This window comes from Ochrobactrum sp. XJ1, assembly GCF_024701725.1.
Taxonomy (GTDB): domain Bacteria; phylum Pseudomonadota; class Alphaproteobacteria; order Rhizobiales; family Rhizobiaceae; genus Brucella; species Brucella anthropi.
The window spans coordinates 346,545-360,777 of record NZ_VDGD01000001.1; the positions used below are offsets into that span (position 1 = coordinate 346,545).

Here is a 14,233-nt window from a genome sequence, read left to right on the forward strand (position 1 = left end):
GCTCCTTCAGGCTTTCTGTTCTGTGTTGCGAGGGTCGATTGCTTTCGCAATGTCCCTCAATATCGTTGCGAGTTTTTCGGCCCAGGCAATCTGTGCCGGACCGTCGGCAATCTCATTGTTGCGAAGTTCGATCATCACGCAGGGCGCATTGCGCGGACGCGCGTGCCGCTCCAGCGTGTAATAGACGCGATCGGCTGGTGAATAGGGTTCGTTGACGCCGACATTGAGCGCTGGATCTTTTCGCAGTGCAGCGATCAACGGCTTGCCGATCCGGTCATCTTCGTCGTGGATGATGCCGATCGGCCAGGGGCGGGGGACGTCGCGATAGATGGGCGTGAAGGAGTGGATTGTCACGATCCAGGATGCCTGTCCTCGTCGCGCACGCTCTGCAATCACGTGTTCGACAGCAGTGTGGAATGGCCGATGTGAAAGATCGATACGTGCCAGACGTTCCATGGAATTGAGCGCGTGATTTCCGGGAACCACGGTTGTCTCGCTGATTTCCGGAATGAGGTCGTGAGCGTCGAGTGGACGATTGCAATCAATCAGCAGTCGCGAAAGCTGGCTTTCGACGAGCGGCGCATCGAGAGACGTAGCGAGATGTCTTGCGACTTCCACCGCGCCGGGGTCCCACGCGATGTGTGCCTGCAAGGCATCTCCCTCTAGACCGAGCCCCTTGAAAGTCTCGGGAATGAAATTGGATGCGTGCTCGCAGACAAGAAGATAGGGACTTTCCCCATCCTTGTTGAAGACAGAAACAGGCTCGCACGAAGCCGTGCGATGTTCTCGCTCGTCCGTCATTCTGTTCGTTCCCCGCGCTGTAACTTATGTTACGTTTTTTCCAATTATGCGCTATTGCGGATTATTTGATACGTCCTATGATTATTTGTCAAACACAATTTCGCCCGAATTCAAAAAGGGCGTTCAGGAATGGGAAGTGCTGTGCCGGTGCATGCAAGCGTTGCGGAATTGATCAATGAACGGATCGACACGATGCCAGCGGGCGAGCGCAGTGCCGCCCAGACGCTGATCGCCAATTACCCGATGCTGGGACTAAAAACTGTCGCGGAGTTTTCCGGCTTGGCCGGTGTCAGCTCCCCAACGATATTGCGCTTTGTGAACAGGCTCGGGTTTCAGAGCTATCCTGATTTTCAAGCGCGTTTGCAGGATGAACTTGCGGCTCAACTGCAATCACCGCACCACCGCAACGAACAGCCGGGAACCGGGCGAGACACAGCCTATCCGGCGGTGGAACATACGCTTGAGAATATTCGTGAAAGTTTCCGGCATTTGGGTGCAAAGCAGTTGCGGCAGGCCGTGTCGGCTTTGAGTGACGCCAAGGGCAATGTCTATCTGATTGGCGGGCGCTTCACCGATCCGATTGCGCAATATATGGCGGCGCATATGACGGTCATTCGCCCGCATGTCTTTCACTTGGGTGGACAGGAGAGCGTGTGGCGTGACCGTCTTCTCGATATGGGAAAGCGTGATGTTCTGGTGGTTTTCGATATTCGTCGTTATCAGGACAGTCTTTTGAAACTGGCTGAGACGGCAAGGTCACGAGGCGTGGAAGTCATCCTCGTGACCGACCAGTGGCTTTCACCGATTGCACGCGTGGCGCGTCATGTTCTGGCGGGACGTACGGCCGTACCGTCAGCCTGGGATTCTTCGGCAGCGCTCTTTGTGCTGGCGGAAACGGTCATTCGCGAAATGACCAGAATGCTTGAAAAAGACAGTGCCGCCCGCATCGCGGAACTTGAAGGATTACGCTGAAAGGGTTGTCGGTACGCGTTTTATTCCAATCCACAGGCCCGCAGAAACAGCGCCGAAACCTCTTTCTCGATCCTTTCGAGATCGAGCGGTTCGTCCTTGTTGAGTTCCATCATGCTGCGAACCTGCGTTTCAAAGTCGGCATAATGCTGGGTGACGGCCCAGATATGCATCTGAAATAGTAGGGGATCGACAGGTTTGATCCGACCATCATCCACCCACGACTGGATGAGTTTCACTGCATTATGGGTCGCTGCGACGTGCTTTTTCCAATGGCGGCTCAGATAAGGTGCGCCATTGGCAATTTCGGTGGTGAAAAGGCGCGAGGCTTTGGGGCTTTTCTGGCTATATTCGAGCTTGGCGCGGATATATTGGCGGATCACCTTGGCAGGGTCATCTTCGGTACTAGCCCCGAGGAATATGTCTTCCCATTCTTCGAGGATGTATACGATGATGTCCTCGTAAAGCTCTTCCTTGCTCGAAATATAGTAGTGCAGTTGCGGCTTGGTGAGACCGGCGCGGTGCGCAATGCCTTGCGTGGATGCCCCCGCAAGGCCTTTTTCGGCAAATTCATCGATCGCGGCAGCCCGTATTGCACCGAGAATGCGCCGCCTGCGTCCGAGAACCTTGTCCCGTCCGGTCAGTTCGGTGTCGTCATTCTCGTCGCCGTTGTTCATTCATGCCTGCCGCGATTGAGGAGGGGTTATTGCCCCAGCTTTTTCTTGATGTCGAGCCCTACGCCCTTGTTTACGAAGGCATCGGTCGCGACCTTGCTCATGTCGAGTTCGTCGCCGCTGACAATCCCTGCCTTGCGGGCGAGTTCGTAGAACGCCTTGACGCGATCCATCGAGATTGCGCCAATTCCCTTTTCAAGCGTATCGCCACTGTCGATAAGCTGAAGGTTCTTGATCCGCTCCAGTTCCGCATTGAGCGTTTCCTTGCTCATATCCGGATTGTCTTTCAGGATCAGTTCATAGGCTTTGCTGCGGTCGCCGTAGAGGAAATTGGTCCAGCCTTCCACGGAAGCGCTGACGAAGCGCTGTACCAGATCAGGGTTCTTTTCGATCAGATCCTGACGGGTTTCGATTGTATTGCCGTAAGTGCTGTAACCGTAGTCGGCGAGGAGATAGGTCGTAACCTTAGCGCCTTCCTTTTCTGCATAGATCGGCTCGGCGGTCGCATAGGCCTGTTGCACGACTTTCTTGTCGTTGAGGAACTGGGCGAGGCTGTAGCCATAAGGGCGCAGCTGTTCGTCCTTGAAGCCGAAATCCTTGACGAGCCATGGCCAGAACGAGAACTGGCCGTCCTTCGAAATCAGGATCGTTTCGGCATTGGCCAGGTCCTTGAAGTCCTTGTACGCACCTTCATGCGCCATCAATGCCTGCGGATCCTTCTGGTAGAATGCGGCAACAACCGTCGTCGGCACGCCGTTGGCGACATTGTTGAACGACAGTAGCAAGTTTCCGGTCAGCAGGAAGTCGAGACGGCCTGCAGCAAGCATCGGGCGATTGTTGACCTGCGGTCCGCCCATTTCGATTTGCACATCGAGGCCGTATTTTTCATAGGTACCATCTGCGACAGCCTGATAGAAACCGCCGTGACCGGCTTGCGCGAGCCAGTTGGTGCCGAGCGTCACCTTGTCGAGCGCATAGGCCATCTGTGCAGAAAGGCCCATGGAAAGTGCAGCCAACGCCGCAACCAGTGTCTTTTTCATTTGGTTCCCCTTGTTTTAATCAGTCAAAGCCATGTCAGCGGTCCAGCCGCGCGTTTTGCCCGGATTGAGCAGGCCATATGGGTCTGCCAGTTTCTTGAATTCGATCTGGACACTGTCGATTTCTTTCATGCCGCCATCCTCGATGGTGTAGGCATGCGGATCGTAGATATCGCAACCGTCAACCTGCTCCAGTTCCTTGATCAGGCGGTACATCTCGTCACGACCTTCAAAGCGAACAAGCGGAAGCGCGAAAATCTGCACTTCTCCTTCAAGGCGCGCCATTTCATGATGCATATACTGCGTTTCGCCGTAGCGCTTGATCTGGCGTGTCACTACGTCCACGTCAAACGGGCGCGGATAGGCGACCTGCAGATAGGTCCAGCCTTCCTCGGCTTTCAGCGCCTGCAAGGTTGTGTGGTTCCAGCCACATTCATAAGCGGGTTGCAGCCCGTTCTTGTGCAATTCATCCAGCGTCATGGCGAAGGAAATCTTGCCACCAAATTCAGTGGCGAGCGCTTCGAAACGAGCCATTTCTTCCGGGGCAATCATGGCAAAAACCGCATCCTTGTCGGATGGGAATAGGTCGCCGAACTTGGTGTAAAAGCGCGCAAAACGGCGATCTACAGTGGTCAGAAGATAGCAGTCGAGATTGCCTTCTAGCGCCTTGAGGCAGAAGTTGAGCGTTGCCTCGTAACTATCGAACAAGGCTGCAGTATGTATCCAGTCCGTTGCCTTGGTAAGACCGATTTCCAGTTCCAGAATGATGCCGTTGGTGCCATAGGCATGCTGGACTTTATGAATGTCGCGTCCGGTCAATTCGATAATCTTCGGCTCCGGTTCGACAGTCAGAACCTTGACCGAATAGACATTGCCATCGTCGCGCAACATGCCGTGACGCAATGAGCCGATGCCGCCTGAACCACCCGAGAAGAAGCCGCCAATCGTGGCGATGCGGCGGGTCGACGGATACATCAACAGTTCCTGACCGGTTTCGCGTACGGCATCGTCCAGACGCGAAATGCGCGCGCCGCCTTCCACGCGAACCTTGCCGGGTTCGATGGAGACGATGCGGTCGATCTTGGTCATGTCCAGAATGATGCCGCCTTCGAGCGGAACGCATTGACCGTAATTGCCGGTACCTCCGCCACGAACGGTGATCGGGATACGCAATTTTGCAGCGGCTGCCGCTACGCGACGCACCTCATCCTGATCTTTCGGGATGACGACGAGATCGCCGACATAATGGCCGATATCTTCGGTGAGGATTGGGCTATACCAGAAATAATCACGCGAGCGCAGTTCGACTTGCTTTGGGTCGTCATAAATGCGGATTCCATCGATTTCGGCGCGAAATGCGGCCCAGTCGTAGATGCGCTGTGGAGCGGCAGAATTCATGTGGCTCTCCCGTTGATTTGAGGCACGGCAACGCCATTACGCCAGACGACGCGGCGGGCCTGCGGGCGGCTGATGAGATCGTTCAGGTCTGCTGCGTCGTGCCAGACAAAACTGGCCACGCCACCTGCCTGCGGTTGCTGCACGCATTCGCTGCCAATAAGGCGGGCGGGCAGGGTGGTGATGCTGTCGAGCCAGTCCTGCGGCTCGACATGGCAAACCGGCGCTGCGAGACGAAGAATGGCGAGCGGGTCGTAATCGCCATAGGGATAGAATGCATCGCGGACATTGTCGGAACCGAGCATGACATCCATGCCTGCTGCGCGCGCTTCCTTCAACGGTGCAACACCGCGCAGGCGCGGAGACTTTCCGCCGATCCGGTCTTGCAGATAGAGATTTGTCGTGGGTAGCGAAACGAGTGCCGTGCCTGCATCCGCGGCAGCGTCCAGGATACGCTGCAGTTCGTCCGGCTTGCGCAGTGATAGCGAGCAGGCATGACCGCACAGCACCCGACCAGCCATGCCATGGCGTTTGGTTGCCGATACTATCAGCGAAAACCCGTTTGCTTCGACATCCAGACCTTCATCGACATGGAAGTCGAGATTGAGATCATGCTGCACGGCGAGGCGGAACATCTCTTCGATTTTGGCTTCAAGATCGGCGTTGCGATAGAAGAACGCTCCGAAGACGCCGCCGTCTTTTGCAACACGGGCCGCGATTTGTGAGCCTGCATCAAGCACCAGATCACCATGCACAAGTGCCGCCAGCTGAAGGTCGATCCGGTCTTTCCATTCCTCGCGCAGCTCGTTCAGAACGGGCCATGCAACAGGAACTTCCGGTGTCGTCCAGTCCACATGGCTGCGCATGGCGCCGACGCCTTGTTCGAACGCAGCCTCAATGCCTCTGCTAGCGCGCGTGCGGATATCTTCCGCGCTCCAGTTCTTCCGGTCTGTGCCCATCAGGTCTATGGCGTCGAACAGGCAATCCACTGTGGCGCTGCCATTTTCTGTAATACGCTGAATCGTGAACGTCTTGTCGAGATGGACGTGGACATCCGCAAAAAGCGGGGTGACAAGTCCACCATCCACTGCCTGCGACGGAACAAGCGATGCGATGCGATCACCTTCGATCTTGATGTCGTAGTGTCCGGAACGTCCGGCTATGGCGACGCCAGTCAGCATTTTAGCGCTCACGACGGATTTCGCTTTCGTGCCAGCGTCCGAGGACGAAGCGCGACAACCAGCTTGTGATGAGGAAAATCACGATGCCGAGCAGCGACACGAGGAAAAGTGCCGCAAACATGCGCGGAATTTCGTTGCGAAAGCTCGATTCCAGAATACGCGAGGCAAGACCGGTGCTCTGGCCTGCCGTACCGGCAACAAACTCAGCTACAACCGCACCAATCAGTGACAGGCCGCCAGCGATTTTTAGCGCGGCCATGAAATAGGGCAGAGCGCTTGGTGCCAGCAGATAGCGAAGGCGCTGCCATGGCGAGGCGCGGTAGAGCTTGAACAGATCGCGCAGATTGTGGTCGGCGCTGCGCAATCCTATTACCGTGTTGGAGAGGATCGGAAAGAACGCCACGATCCAGGCGCAGATCAACAGGGCTGAAAATGTATCGCGTACATAGATGAGGATGAGCGGCGCAATAGCAATGACCGGTGTGACCTGCAGGATTACGGCGAAGGGAAAGAACGCCATTTCTATCGGGCGCGATAGGGCAAAGATCATGCCGAGCAGAACGCCGCCAATAATGGCACAGGCCAGCGAAATCAGGGTTAGCTTGACGGTGAACCACATGGATGCCGTTAAGGATGGACCGTCCTTGATCAGGGTCTCGGCGACCAGCGAAGGAGCTGGGATCAGGTAATGCGGTACCTGATAGTAGCGGACAAGGCCTTCCCATATGCCGAGCGCGATGATGATTGCCAATGTCGGCATCATGATGCGCAAAGTGCGCTCGCGCCGGGCGAGGCGATCCTGTTCGGAATTGAGAACTGGCAGTTCGTTTTGCATCTGGTTCATCTTCCCGCCCTCAATGGTCTATATCTTGAGAAGAAAGCGTCGCGGTCAGCGCGTCGGAAACCTTGGCGCAATATTTCGCATATGCGTCTGTCGTGCGGTAATTTTCGGCGCGAGGATAGGAACCAATGATTGGTATATCGGCAACCACTCGGCCCGGTCTTGCCGCCATGACGATAACGCGGTTTGACAGGTAGACCGACTCGTAAACGCTGTGAGTGACGAAGATCACCGTCAGGCCATGTTCCTGCCAGAGGCGCAGCACGTCATTATTGAGCTTGAAGCGCGTCATTTCATCGAGTGCCGCAAAAGGTTCATCCATCAAGAGAAGACGCGGACGTGTAACCAACGCGCGGGCGATGGAAACGCGCATTTTCATGCCGCCTGAGAGCTCTCGTGGAAAAGCCTTGGCAAAGCGTGACAAGCCAACCTGTGCCAGAGCTTCTTCAACGCGCGGGGTCGCCTCCTTGCGGGAGATACCGGCAAGGCGCAGCGGCAGATAGACATTGTCGAAAACGCTGGCCCACGGCATCAGCGTCGGCTCCTGAAAAACAAAGCCGATATCCTGCGCTCCGATAGGACCTTTGCCGGGAGCATGGCCGTTGACGCGGATATCACCGGCGGAAATCGATTCCAGACCGGCGATCATACGCAGCGCTGTGCTCTTGCCGCAGCCCGATGGACCAAGGAAGCTGACGAACTGGCCTTGCTCGATCGTGAGCGACATGTCGCTCACGGCCATCACACCAGTGCCATATTGCTTGTAGACGCCGTCTATCTCGATCAGAGAGGACGAAGCTTGCGAGTTGGGGGCCACGCTCATTGTCCTTACCAGGCTGGTTGATTGTCGAGCCAGGAAAGCGGCGCTCGTTCGATTTCTGCGAGAACCTCGACCAGCCGCTCGGCGGCAAAATCGATGGTCGCTCGACCTTTTTCGGCAGTCGCGAGCGTTGCGTCGCCAGCGGCGCCATAGGGATTGATATCCTGAATCTGCCAGGCAGGCTTCGCGCCGCCGCTCAGCGCAAGATGCTTGAAATCACGTGCAAAAGTTTCCGTAAGAGTGCGGAAATCCTGGGCTTTCGACATGTCGACCAGGTCTGGATGCATTTCCAGCATCACCGAGGTTTCCATGTCACCGGCATGAATGCCGTGCTTGGCGTCGTGGTCGCTGTAGACGCCTTCCGGCATTCCGAGACCGAACCAGTTGATGCTCACCACCATCATATTGTGGCGGATACGAAGTTCTCGTGCCACGATATCCATGACACTGATCTGGCCGCCATGGCTGTTGAGAAGCGCCATCTTGCGAACGCCGCTTGCCGCCACGCAGCCACCTATTTCACACCACATGCGAATGATTGTCTCTGCCGAGAACGTCAGCGTGCCGGGATAAAGACTGTGTTCGTTGCTCTTGCCAATGGCCTGCGTCGGCAGGAAAAGCGCGTGGCTTGTTTCAGGCAGGCGGGCGATTGTTTCCTTCACCATGCCGTCGACAATCGCGGCATCGACCGCCAGCGGCAGGTGCGGTCCGTGCTGTTCGATTGCGCCGACGGGCAGAACCGCCACGAGCTTCTCGCGATCGAGGCGGGAGAATGCCTCGCTCGTATAATCGGACCAATATCGTTTCAAGATTGCAACTCCTACACGCTCGGGCCAAGGGCGTTAGACATATCCTACTAAACAATCTGACCGATCGGTCAAACTAAATGTTTTAAATATTCGAATTGCGTGCAATTAAGGTGTGAATCCGTGGCTATTCGGTCACGCGACGGGCCGTGACGTGTTTATGATGCGCGGAAATTTCCGGAGGTCCTATGGACGACAGATGCATTATCATTGGTGCCGGCCATGCCGGTTCGCAGGCCGCTATCAGCCTTCGGCAGGAAGGCTATGCAGGCGAAATCGTTCTCATCAACGACGAAACCGATATTCCCTATCATAAGCCTCCGCTCTCCAAATCCTATTTGAAAGCCCCGGAAGGCGGTGGCCTGGTGTTGCGCCCGGAAGCAACCTATCGCGACAATAATATCGAGATGCTGTTCGGCCATCACGTCGATGCCGTATCGATTGCCGACAAGACGGTCGCGCTTGATGATGGGCACGTGTTGAACTGGTCTGAACTGATCTTCGCGACCGGCGCACGTGCGCGCATTCCCAATGTACCAGGTGTCGGGCTCGAAGGTGTCTTTACGCTGCGCCGGATGGAAGATGTACGCCGTATCGCAGCGGCAATGCCGAATGTCGAGAATGTCGTCATTATCGGTGGCGGTTTCATTGGCCTCGAAATGGCTCATAGCGCAATCGCGCTTGGCAAAAAGACGGTTCTGATCGAAGCGGCGCCTCGTGTGCTGGGGCGTTCGGTTGCAACTCATATCTCTGCCCATGTGGAAGCGCGCAGCCGCGCCGCTAACATCACACTTTTAACCGGTCTCGGCGTGGCGGCAGTCGAGGGGGAAAATAACCATGTTATCGGCGTGAAAGCTGCAGACGGCACGATATTCCCGGCGGATATGGTCGTGATCGGCACTGGTGCGGTGCCAAATGTCGAGCTTGCAGTAACGGCGGGACTTGCAATCGACAACGGGATTATTGTCGACGAGAACCTGCGTACTTCTGCCAGCCGTGTCTACGCCATTGGCGACTGCGTGAGCTACGATCACTTTCATGCTGGTCGCCGGGTACGGCTGGAATCGGTACAAAACGCGACCGATCAGGCAAAGCATGTGGCGCGCACCATTGTCGGACGCGAAGCGCCGTTTCGGGAAGTCGCCTGGTTCTGGTCTGATCAGGGCGATATGAAGCTGCAGACGGCAGGACTTTCCTTCGATGCTGATCGGCATATCCTTTCGGGGAACCCGGAAGAAAATGCATTTTCCATCTTCCATTTTGCCGGTGACAGGCTTGTGGCTGTCGATTCCATCAATCGTCCGGCAGACCATATGATCGCGCGCCGTCTGCTGGCTGCGGGTATTAATCCGACCGAGGCCGATATTGCCGCCGGGGCGGCGCGGCTGAAAGAAATGCTGGCCGCTGCGCCGAAATCTTGAGGATTCACGATGAACAGTTTGAAACATCTGCTGCCCGCTGACATGGCAGCACCCTTTGCCGCCTACAGCCATGGCGTGAAGGTTAAAGCCGGTGCTGAAATGATTTTCTGTTCCGGTCAGTTAGGCATCGCGCGGGATGGAAATGTGCCGGAAGACGCAGGCGCTCAGGCTGAACTCTGCTTCGAGAATATTCGCCGTATTTTGCGCGATGGCGGTATGGACCTTTCCGATGTCGTGCGTATCAACGCCTATGTGACAGACCGGGCCTATATGCGTCCTTATATGGATGTTCGTGACAGGCTGTTCCCGCAACCAGCGCCAGCCTCCACGCTGATGATCGTTTCCGGTTTCACACGTGAGGAATTCAAGGTCGAAATCGAGGCGGTCGCGGCCAGATAATCGTTTGTTTTGAGCCGTCAAAGCGCCGCAGCAATGCGTATCGCCTTTACCTGAAAGGAGTGGTAGGGTTGTCCGACATCCTCCATTCCCTTCAGGCCCATTCATGTCCAAAATTCAGCCTTCGGCTTCATCGCCGGAAACTTCGCTACGTTCGTCTGCACGATTGGCGGAACTAGCGCTTGCCATCGGCGGCTTCGGTATAGGTACCGGTGAGTTCGCCATTATGGCGCTGCTGCCCGATATCGCGCGTGATCTTAAGGTGACCATACCGCAAGGCGGCCATCTCATCAGTTCTTACGCGCTCGGTGTTCTGATTGGCGCACCGGTGCTTGCAGTGATCGGCGCAAAGCTTGACCGCCGCAAGCTCCTCTTCCTGCTGATGGGGCTATTCGCTTTCGGTAATCTCGCAAGCGCATTCATGCAGGACTATGCCGGTCTTTACATGATGCGGTTCATCGCTGGTTTTCCTCACGGAGCCTATTTCGGCGTTGCTTCACTCGTCGCCGCATCTTTGGCGGAACCGGGCAAGCGTGCTCAGGCTGTAGGACGGGTCATGATGGGACTGACCATTGCGACATTGTGCGGGACGCCGCTTGCGACCTCTCTTGGCCAGATTGCCGGGTGGCGCGCAATGTTTGCATCCGTTGGCCTGATCGCAATGCTAACTATGGTGCTGGTCGCGATCTATGTACCCAAACAGCCTGCAGAGGAGGGGGCGTCACCCCTACGCGAACTGGGAGCATTTCGCCGCAAGCAAGTCTGGCTGACGCTTGGGATTGGTGCAATTGGCACGGGCGGCCTGTTTTCCGTTTTTACCTATGTCGCGGCAACAGTTACCGAGGTTTCGCATGTCGATGTGAAATGGATGCCTTTCGTCTTCGCGATGTTCGGCCTCGGCATGGTGCTTGGTAATATAGTTGGGTCGCGACTGACAGATCGTTCGGTTATGGGAACTGTTGGTCTGGTACTGCTCTATGATATGGCCGTCATGTTGGCATTCCCCGTCCTCATGCAGCATCCTGTGACTGCATTCTTGAACGTGCTTCTGGTCGGCGGCGGGTTTGCACTCGTCCCAGCATTGCAAACGCGTCTGATGGATGTAGCGGCGGATGCGCAGACGCTGGCTGCTGCCCTCAACCATTCCGCGCTCAATCTCGCCAATGCGCTCGGTGCTTGGCTCGGCGGTCTTGCGGTTGCATGGGGCTATGGCTGGACGTCGACGGGAACAGTCGGCGCATTGCTTGCCTTGTCTGGTCTGGTGGTCTTTGCAATCTCGATTGCATTCGACAGACGCGGTGCGGCAACACCTGCCTCGCAAGAGGCATAAATACAGCCCATAAACGAAAACACCCGTCGCGGGAGGAGGCGACGGGTGTTTTATGGGGAAGACCGGACTTGGGAGGAGGACATCCGGTCTTGAATCACCGAGGAAATGGGAGGAGGAGAAAGCACCCCGGTGATATTCTGGAAACTGTAGGACCGCGCGGTTATGGGGACTCGCGATCCTTGAAGAAGGCTGATGCCTTCCGGAGGCGCTATTAGCGAGCAGCGGCCTTGCGTGCAACGAACGGGATTTCCGAAGGCAGGATGCCAAGGTCGTTCAGTTCACGTGGGCTCAGGCGGCTCAGTTCGTTTACGGTGTTACGGTAACGGCGCCAGTTGTTGTACGAGCGGATCAGGTTCATTTCTCTCACCTAGTAAAATCTTATCTCTTTGTTGCAAACAGCATATAGGCTTGAAGCATTTCGAATTGGAGAGACAGATTTGCATAGCTGCAATGCGTTAAAGCTTGTCAGTTGCACGCCTTTTGCGCAGCTTGGTCATCATGCGATCACAATCTGATGCCCTGTTAGGCAAATCGGTTGGATTCAGGCTGCTCCGGCAGCTAACTGGTTAAAACTTCTTTAAAAATTCGCTGGCCGAAAAACTGCTCCACAAAATGTGGTGGAGAGCGGCACGTCCAACGGATTTAGTTGCCGGTAAATGCGCGGTCTCGTCTGTGCCGCAATATGCATGTATAATAAAGTATAAATCCGGACCTCCTGTCCGCTTAAAATTTTGTCGCAAAAGTCCGGGAAATCGTCGGTTAGAGACAACAATTCTACATGACTTGCGCGCCGGATTGGGGTAAGGGAGTTCCGTCGGGTGTCGGGACGCCATATAATATGACGTTCTTGCACTGTCTGTCTGCGGGAGAGCGCCAATTGGCCGCCGAAGGGGAAATCGCCCGAAATCTCTCAGGTACAAGGAACCGCAGACGGGTAAGACAACTCTGGAAAGTCAGGGGAAACCCTGCGCCGAAGGTGTAAGTATGGCTTTCTATATAGCCATGCGAGTCTCTCAGGCCTGAGACAGAGGGGCACGAAGCAACCGCATTTTGCGGAGGCACACGTGCGACTCTGGAGTTGTTATGGGCGATACCGCACATTTGAATACCCTGCCTTTGCAGGATTTGCATGAACAGGCTGGCGCGCGCTTCGGCGGCTTTGCTGGCTGGAACATGCCGATCACCTATCCGCTGGGCGTCATGAAGGAACATCTTCATACGCGTGAACATGCGGGCCTTTTCGACATTTCTCATATGAAGCTGATCGAGGTTTCGGGTGCGGATGCCGCTGCGCTTCTTGCCGAAACCTGTCCGCTCGACCCGACTGTGCTGAAGGAAGGTCAGTCGAAGTACACTTTCTTCCTCAATGATAATGGCGGCGTTCTGGACGATCTGATCGTCACGCGTCTTGGCGAAGACCGTTTCATGGTTGTCGCCAATGCGGGCAATGCCGATGCCGATATCGAGCATTTGACGGAAGCCGCATCGGGCAAGGACGTTAAGGTCAATCCGCTTGACCGTGTGTTTCTTGCTCTTCAGGGGCCGGAAGCGGAAGCCGTCATCAATGATGCCGGGCTGGCTGGTGCCGAGCTTGCTTTCATGAGCGGGTTTGAACCCAAGGCTGGCTGGTTCATGACCCGTTCGGGCTATACCGGCGAGGATGGTTTCGAGATCGGCGTTCCAGCCGATGAAGCCCGTGCGCTTGCAATGAAACTGCTTGCCGACGAGCGCGTCGAATGGATCGGCCTGGCTGCTCGCGACAGTCTGCGCCTTGAAGCCGGTCTCTGCCTGCATGGTCAGGACATCACGCCGGAAACGGATCCTGTTTCGGCGGGCCTCACATGGGCAATCACCAAAGCCGTGCGCGAAAAGGCTGCATTCAACGGCGCAAAAGCCGTGCTGGACGCGATCGCCAAGGGCGCATCTGCCAAGCGCGTCGGCCTGAAGCCGGAAGGCCGTCAGCCGGTTCGCGGCGGAGCCGATCTTTTTGATGAATCCGGTCGCCAGATCGGAACAGTTACTTCCGGTGGGTTCGGTCCATCGGCAGGCTTCCCAGTCGCCATGGGTTATGTCGAGGCAAGCCTCGCTACCCCCGGCACACGTGTTTTCGCTGACGTTCGCGGCAACAAGGTTCCCGTTGACGTTTCGGCGCTTCCCTTCACTCCGCATCGCTATCGCAAAGGATGATTTCCATGGCCAATATCCTGTTCACCGAAGATCACGAGTGGATCAGCGTCGAAAACGGCGTTGCCACTGTCGGCATTACGATCCACGCACAGGAACAACTGGGTGACCTCGTTTTCGTCGAACTGCCGGACGTCGGCCGCACGGCCACCAAGGGCGAAGGCATCGTGGTTGTGGAATCGGTCAAGGCCGCTTCCGACGTTTACGCGCCAGTCGATGGTGAAGTGGTCGAAGTCAACGAAGCCGTTGCAAGCGATCCAGCCCTTATCAATCAGGCTGCAGAAGGCGAAGGCTGGCTGTTCAAGCTGAAGCTTTCCGACGAAGGCCAGCTCTCCGGTCTGCTCGACAAGGCCGGTTACGACAAACTGGTAGGATAAA

The 14,233-nt window shown here is 56.1% G+C and carries 15 protein-coding genes and 1 riboswitch; of the genes, 6 read left to right on the forward strand and 9 right to left on the reverse strand.

What is annotated here, in order from left to right:
• Positions 1 to 6: 6 nt before the first annotated feature.
• The gene (locus FG152_RS01725; RefSeq protein ID WP_010659062.1) at positions 7 to 801 is read right to left on the reverse strand and encodes an N-formylglutamate amidohydrolase; all 795 of its coding nucleotides are present in this window, start codon (positions 799 to 801) and stop codon (positions 7 to 9) included.
• Positions 802 to 930: 129 nt separating this feature from the next.
• Here FG152_RS01725 and FG152_RS01730 point away from each other — a divergent pair, with 129 nt between their 5' ends.
• Positions 931 to 1,773, forward strand: coding sequence for a MurR/RpiR family transcriptional regulator (locus FG152_RS01730; RefSeq protein WP_010659061.1), 843 nt, complete (start codon positions 931 to 933; stop codon positions 1,771 to 1,773).
• A gap of 20 nt (positions 1,774 to 1,793) precedes the next feature.
• On the opposite strand, the gene FG152_RS01735 is transcribed toward FG152_RS01730, so the two are convergent.
• From FG152_RS01735 to FG152_RS01765, 7 genes are read right to left on the reverse strand one after another with little or no spacing between them, the layout of a single operon-like run.
• Entirely contained in the window at positions 1,794 to 2,447 is a 654-nt protein-coding gene (locus tag FG152_RS01735) for a TetR family transcriptional regulator C-terminal domain-containing protein (protein WP_010659060.1), read from the reverse strand.
• A gap of 26 nt (positions 2,448 to 2,473) precedes the next feature.
• On the reverse strand, positions 2,474 to 3,484 hold the full coding sequence (locus FG152_RS01740; RefSeq protein WP_010659059.1) for an ABC transporter substrate-binding protein: 1,011 nt from the start codon (positions 3,482 to 3,484) through the stop codon (positions 2,474 to 2,476).
• A gap of 15 nt (positions 3,485 to 3,499) precedes the next feature.
• Positions 3,500 to 4,879, reverse strand: coding sequence for an FAD-binding oxidoreductase (locus tag FG152_RS01745; protein ID WP_010659058.1), 1,380 nt, complete (start codon positions 4,877 to 4,879; stop codon positions 3,500 to 3,502).
• A complete protein-coding gene (locus FG152_RS01750) occupies positions 4,876 to 6,069 on the reverse strand; it encodes an amidohydrolase family protein (protein ID WP_226622539.1) in 1,194 nt (397 codons plus the stop codon). The genes FG152_RS01745 and FG152_RS01750 overlap by 4 nt, the downstream gene beginning before the upstream one ends.
• Positions 6,059 to 6,901, reverse strand: coding sequence for an ABC transporter permease (locus FG152_RS01755; protein WP_029375997.1), 843 nt, complete (start codon positions 6,899 to 6,901; stop codon positions 6,059 to 6,061). The genes FG152_RS01750 and FG152_RS01755 overlap by 11 nt, the downstream gene beginning before the upstream one ends.
• 10 nt (positions 6,902 to 6,911) lie before the next feature.
• Positions 6,912 to 7,721, reverse strand: coding sequence for an ABC transporter ATP-binding protein (locus FG152_RS01760; protein WP_010659055.1), 810 nt, complete (start codon positions 7,719 to 7,721; stop codon positions 6,912 to 6,914).
• 5 nt (positions 7,722 to 7,726) lie between these two features.
• Positions 7,727 to 8,527 carry a creatininase family protein gene (locus tag FG152_RS01765; protein WP_010659054.1) on the reverse strand — a complete coding sequence of 267 codons (801 nt, stop codon included), beginning with the start codon at positions 8,525 to 8,527 and terminating at the stop codon, positions 7,727 to 7,729.
• 185 nt (positions 8,528 to 8,712) lie between these two features.
• Here FG152_RS01765 and FG152_RS01770 point away from each other — a divergent pair, with 185 nt between their 5' ends.
• The 3 genes from FG152_RS01770 (at position 8,713) to FG152_RS01780 (ending at position 11,671) form a co-directional block, all read left to right on the forward strand.
• Positions 8,713 to 9,945, forward strand: coding sequence for an NAD(P)/FAD-dependent oxidoreductase (locus tag FG152_RS01770; protein ID WP_010659053.1), 1,233 nt, complete (start codon positions 8,713 to 8,715; stop codon positions 9,943 to 9,945).
• Between the two features lie 9 nt (positions 9,946 to 9,954).
• Positions 9,955 to 10,344, forward strand: a complete 390-nt coding sequence (locus FG152_RS01775; protein WP_010659052.1) for a RidA family protein — start codon at positions 9,955 to 9,957, stop codon at positions 10,342 to 10,344.
• Between the two features lie 103 nt (positions 10,345 to 10,447).
• Positions 10,448 to 11,671: an MFS transporter gene (locus FG152_RS01780; protein WP_010659051.1), complete on the forward strand. Its 1,224-nt coding sequence runs from the start codon at positions 10,448 to 10,450 to the stop codon at positions 11,669 to 11,671.
• A 211-nt stretch (positions 11,672 to 11,882) separates the two neighbouring features.
• Here the strand turns inward: FG152_RS01780 and FG152_RS01785 are convergent, their stop codons facing one another.
• Complete coding sequence (locus FG152_RS01785; RefSeq protein WP_002965914.1) at positions 11,883 to 12,029, reverse strand: DUF1127 domain-containing protein; 147 nt, start codon at positions 12,027 to 12,029, stop codon at positions 11,883 to 11,885.
• 495 nt (positions 12,030 to 12,524) lie between these two features.
• Positions 12,525 to 12,608, forward strand: a riboswitch (glycine riboswitch).
• 146 nt (positions 12,609 to 12,754) lie between these two features.
• Between FG152_RS01785 and gcvT the strand changes: the two genes are divergently transcribed.
• Positions 12,755 to 13,858 (forward strand): glycine cleavage system aminomethyltransferase GcvT, encoded by a 1,104-nt coding sequence (gene gcvT / locus FG152_RS01790; RefSeq protein ID WP_010659050.1) that lies wholly within the window; start codon positions 12,755 to 12,757, stop codon positions 13,856 to 13,858.
• 5 nt (positions 13,859 to 13,863) lie between these two features.
• Positions 13,864 to 14,232 (forward strand): glycine cleavage system protein GcvH, encoded by a 369-nt coding sequence (gene gcvH, locus FG152_RS01795; RefSeq protein WP_010659049.1) that lies wholly within the window; start codon positions 13,864 to 13,866, stop codon positions 14,230 to 14,232.
• The last annotated feature ends 1 nt before the right edge of the window (position 14,233 follow it).

Bases quoted from the DNA above. Each gene is read 5' to 3' on its own strand.
- FG152_RS01725 (WP_010659062.1), bottom strand. From the start codon at position 801: ATGACGGACGAGCGAGAACATCGCACGGCTTCGTGCGAGCCTGTTTCT.
- FG152_RS01730 (WP_010659061.1), top strand. From the start codon at position 931: ATGGGAAGTGCTGTGCCGGTGCATGCAAGCGTTGCGGAATTGATCAAT.
- FG152_RS01735 (WP_010659060.1), bottom strand. From the start codon at position 2,447: ATGAACAACGGCGACGAGAATGACGACACCGAACTGACCGGACGGGAC.
- FG152_RS01740 (WP_010659059.1), bottom strand. From the start codon at position 3,484: ATGAAAAAGACACTGGTTGCGGCGTTGGCTGCACTTTCCATGGGCCTT.
- FG152_RS01745 (WP_010659058.1), bottom strand. From the start codon at position 4,879: ATGAATTCTGCCGCTCCACAGCGCATCTACGACTGGGCCGCATTTCGC.
- FG152_RS01755 (WP_029375997.1), bottom strand. From the start codon at position 6,901: ATGAACCAGATGCAAAACGAACTGCCAGTTCTCAATTCCGAACAGGAT.
- FG152_RS01760 (WP_010659055.1), bottom strand. From the start codon at position 7,721: ATGAGCGTGGCCCCCAACTCGCAAGCTTCGTCCTCTCTGATCGAGATA.
- FG152_RS01770 (WP_010659053.1), top strand. From the start codon at position 8,713: ATGGACGACAGATGCATTATCATTGGTGCCGGCCATGCCGGTTCGCAG.
- FG152_RS01775 (WP_010659052.1), top strand. From the start codon at position 9,955: ATGAACAGTTTGAAACATCTGCTGCCCGCTGACATGGCAGCACCCTTT.
- FG152_RS01780 (WP_010659051.1), top strand. From the start codon at position 10,448: ATGTCCAAAATTCAGCCTTCGGCTTCATCGCCGGAAACTTCGCTACGT.
- FG152_RS01785 (WP_002965914.1), bottom strand. From the start codon at position 12,029: ATGAACCTGATCCGCTCGTACAACAACTGGCGCCGTTACCGTAACACC.
- gcvT (WP_010659050.1), top strand. From the start codon at position 12,755: ATGGGCGATACCGCACATTTGAATACCCTGCCTTTGCAGGATTTGCAT.
- gcvH (WP_010659049.1), top strand. From the start codon at position 13,864: ATGGCCAATATCCTGTTCACCGAAGATCACGAGTGGATCAGCGTCGAA.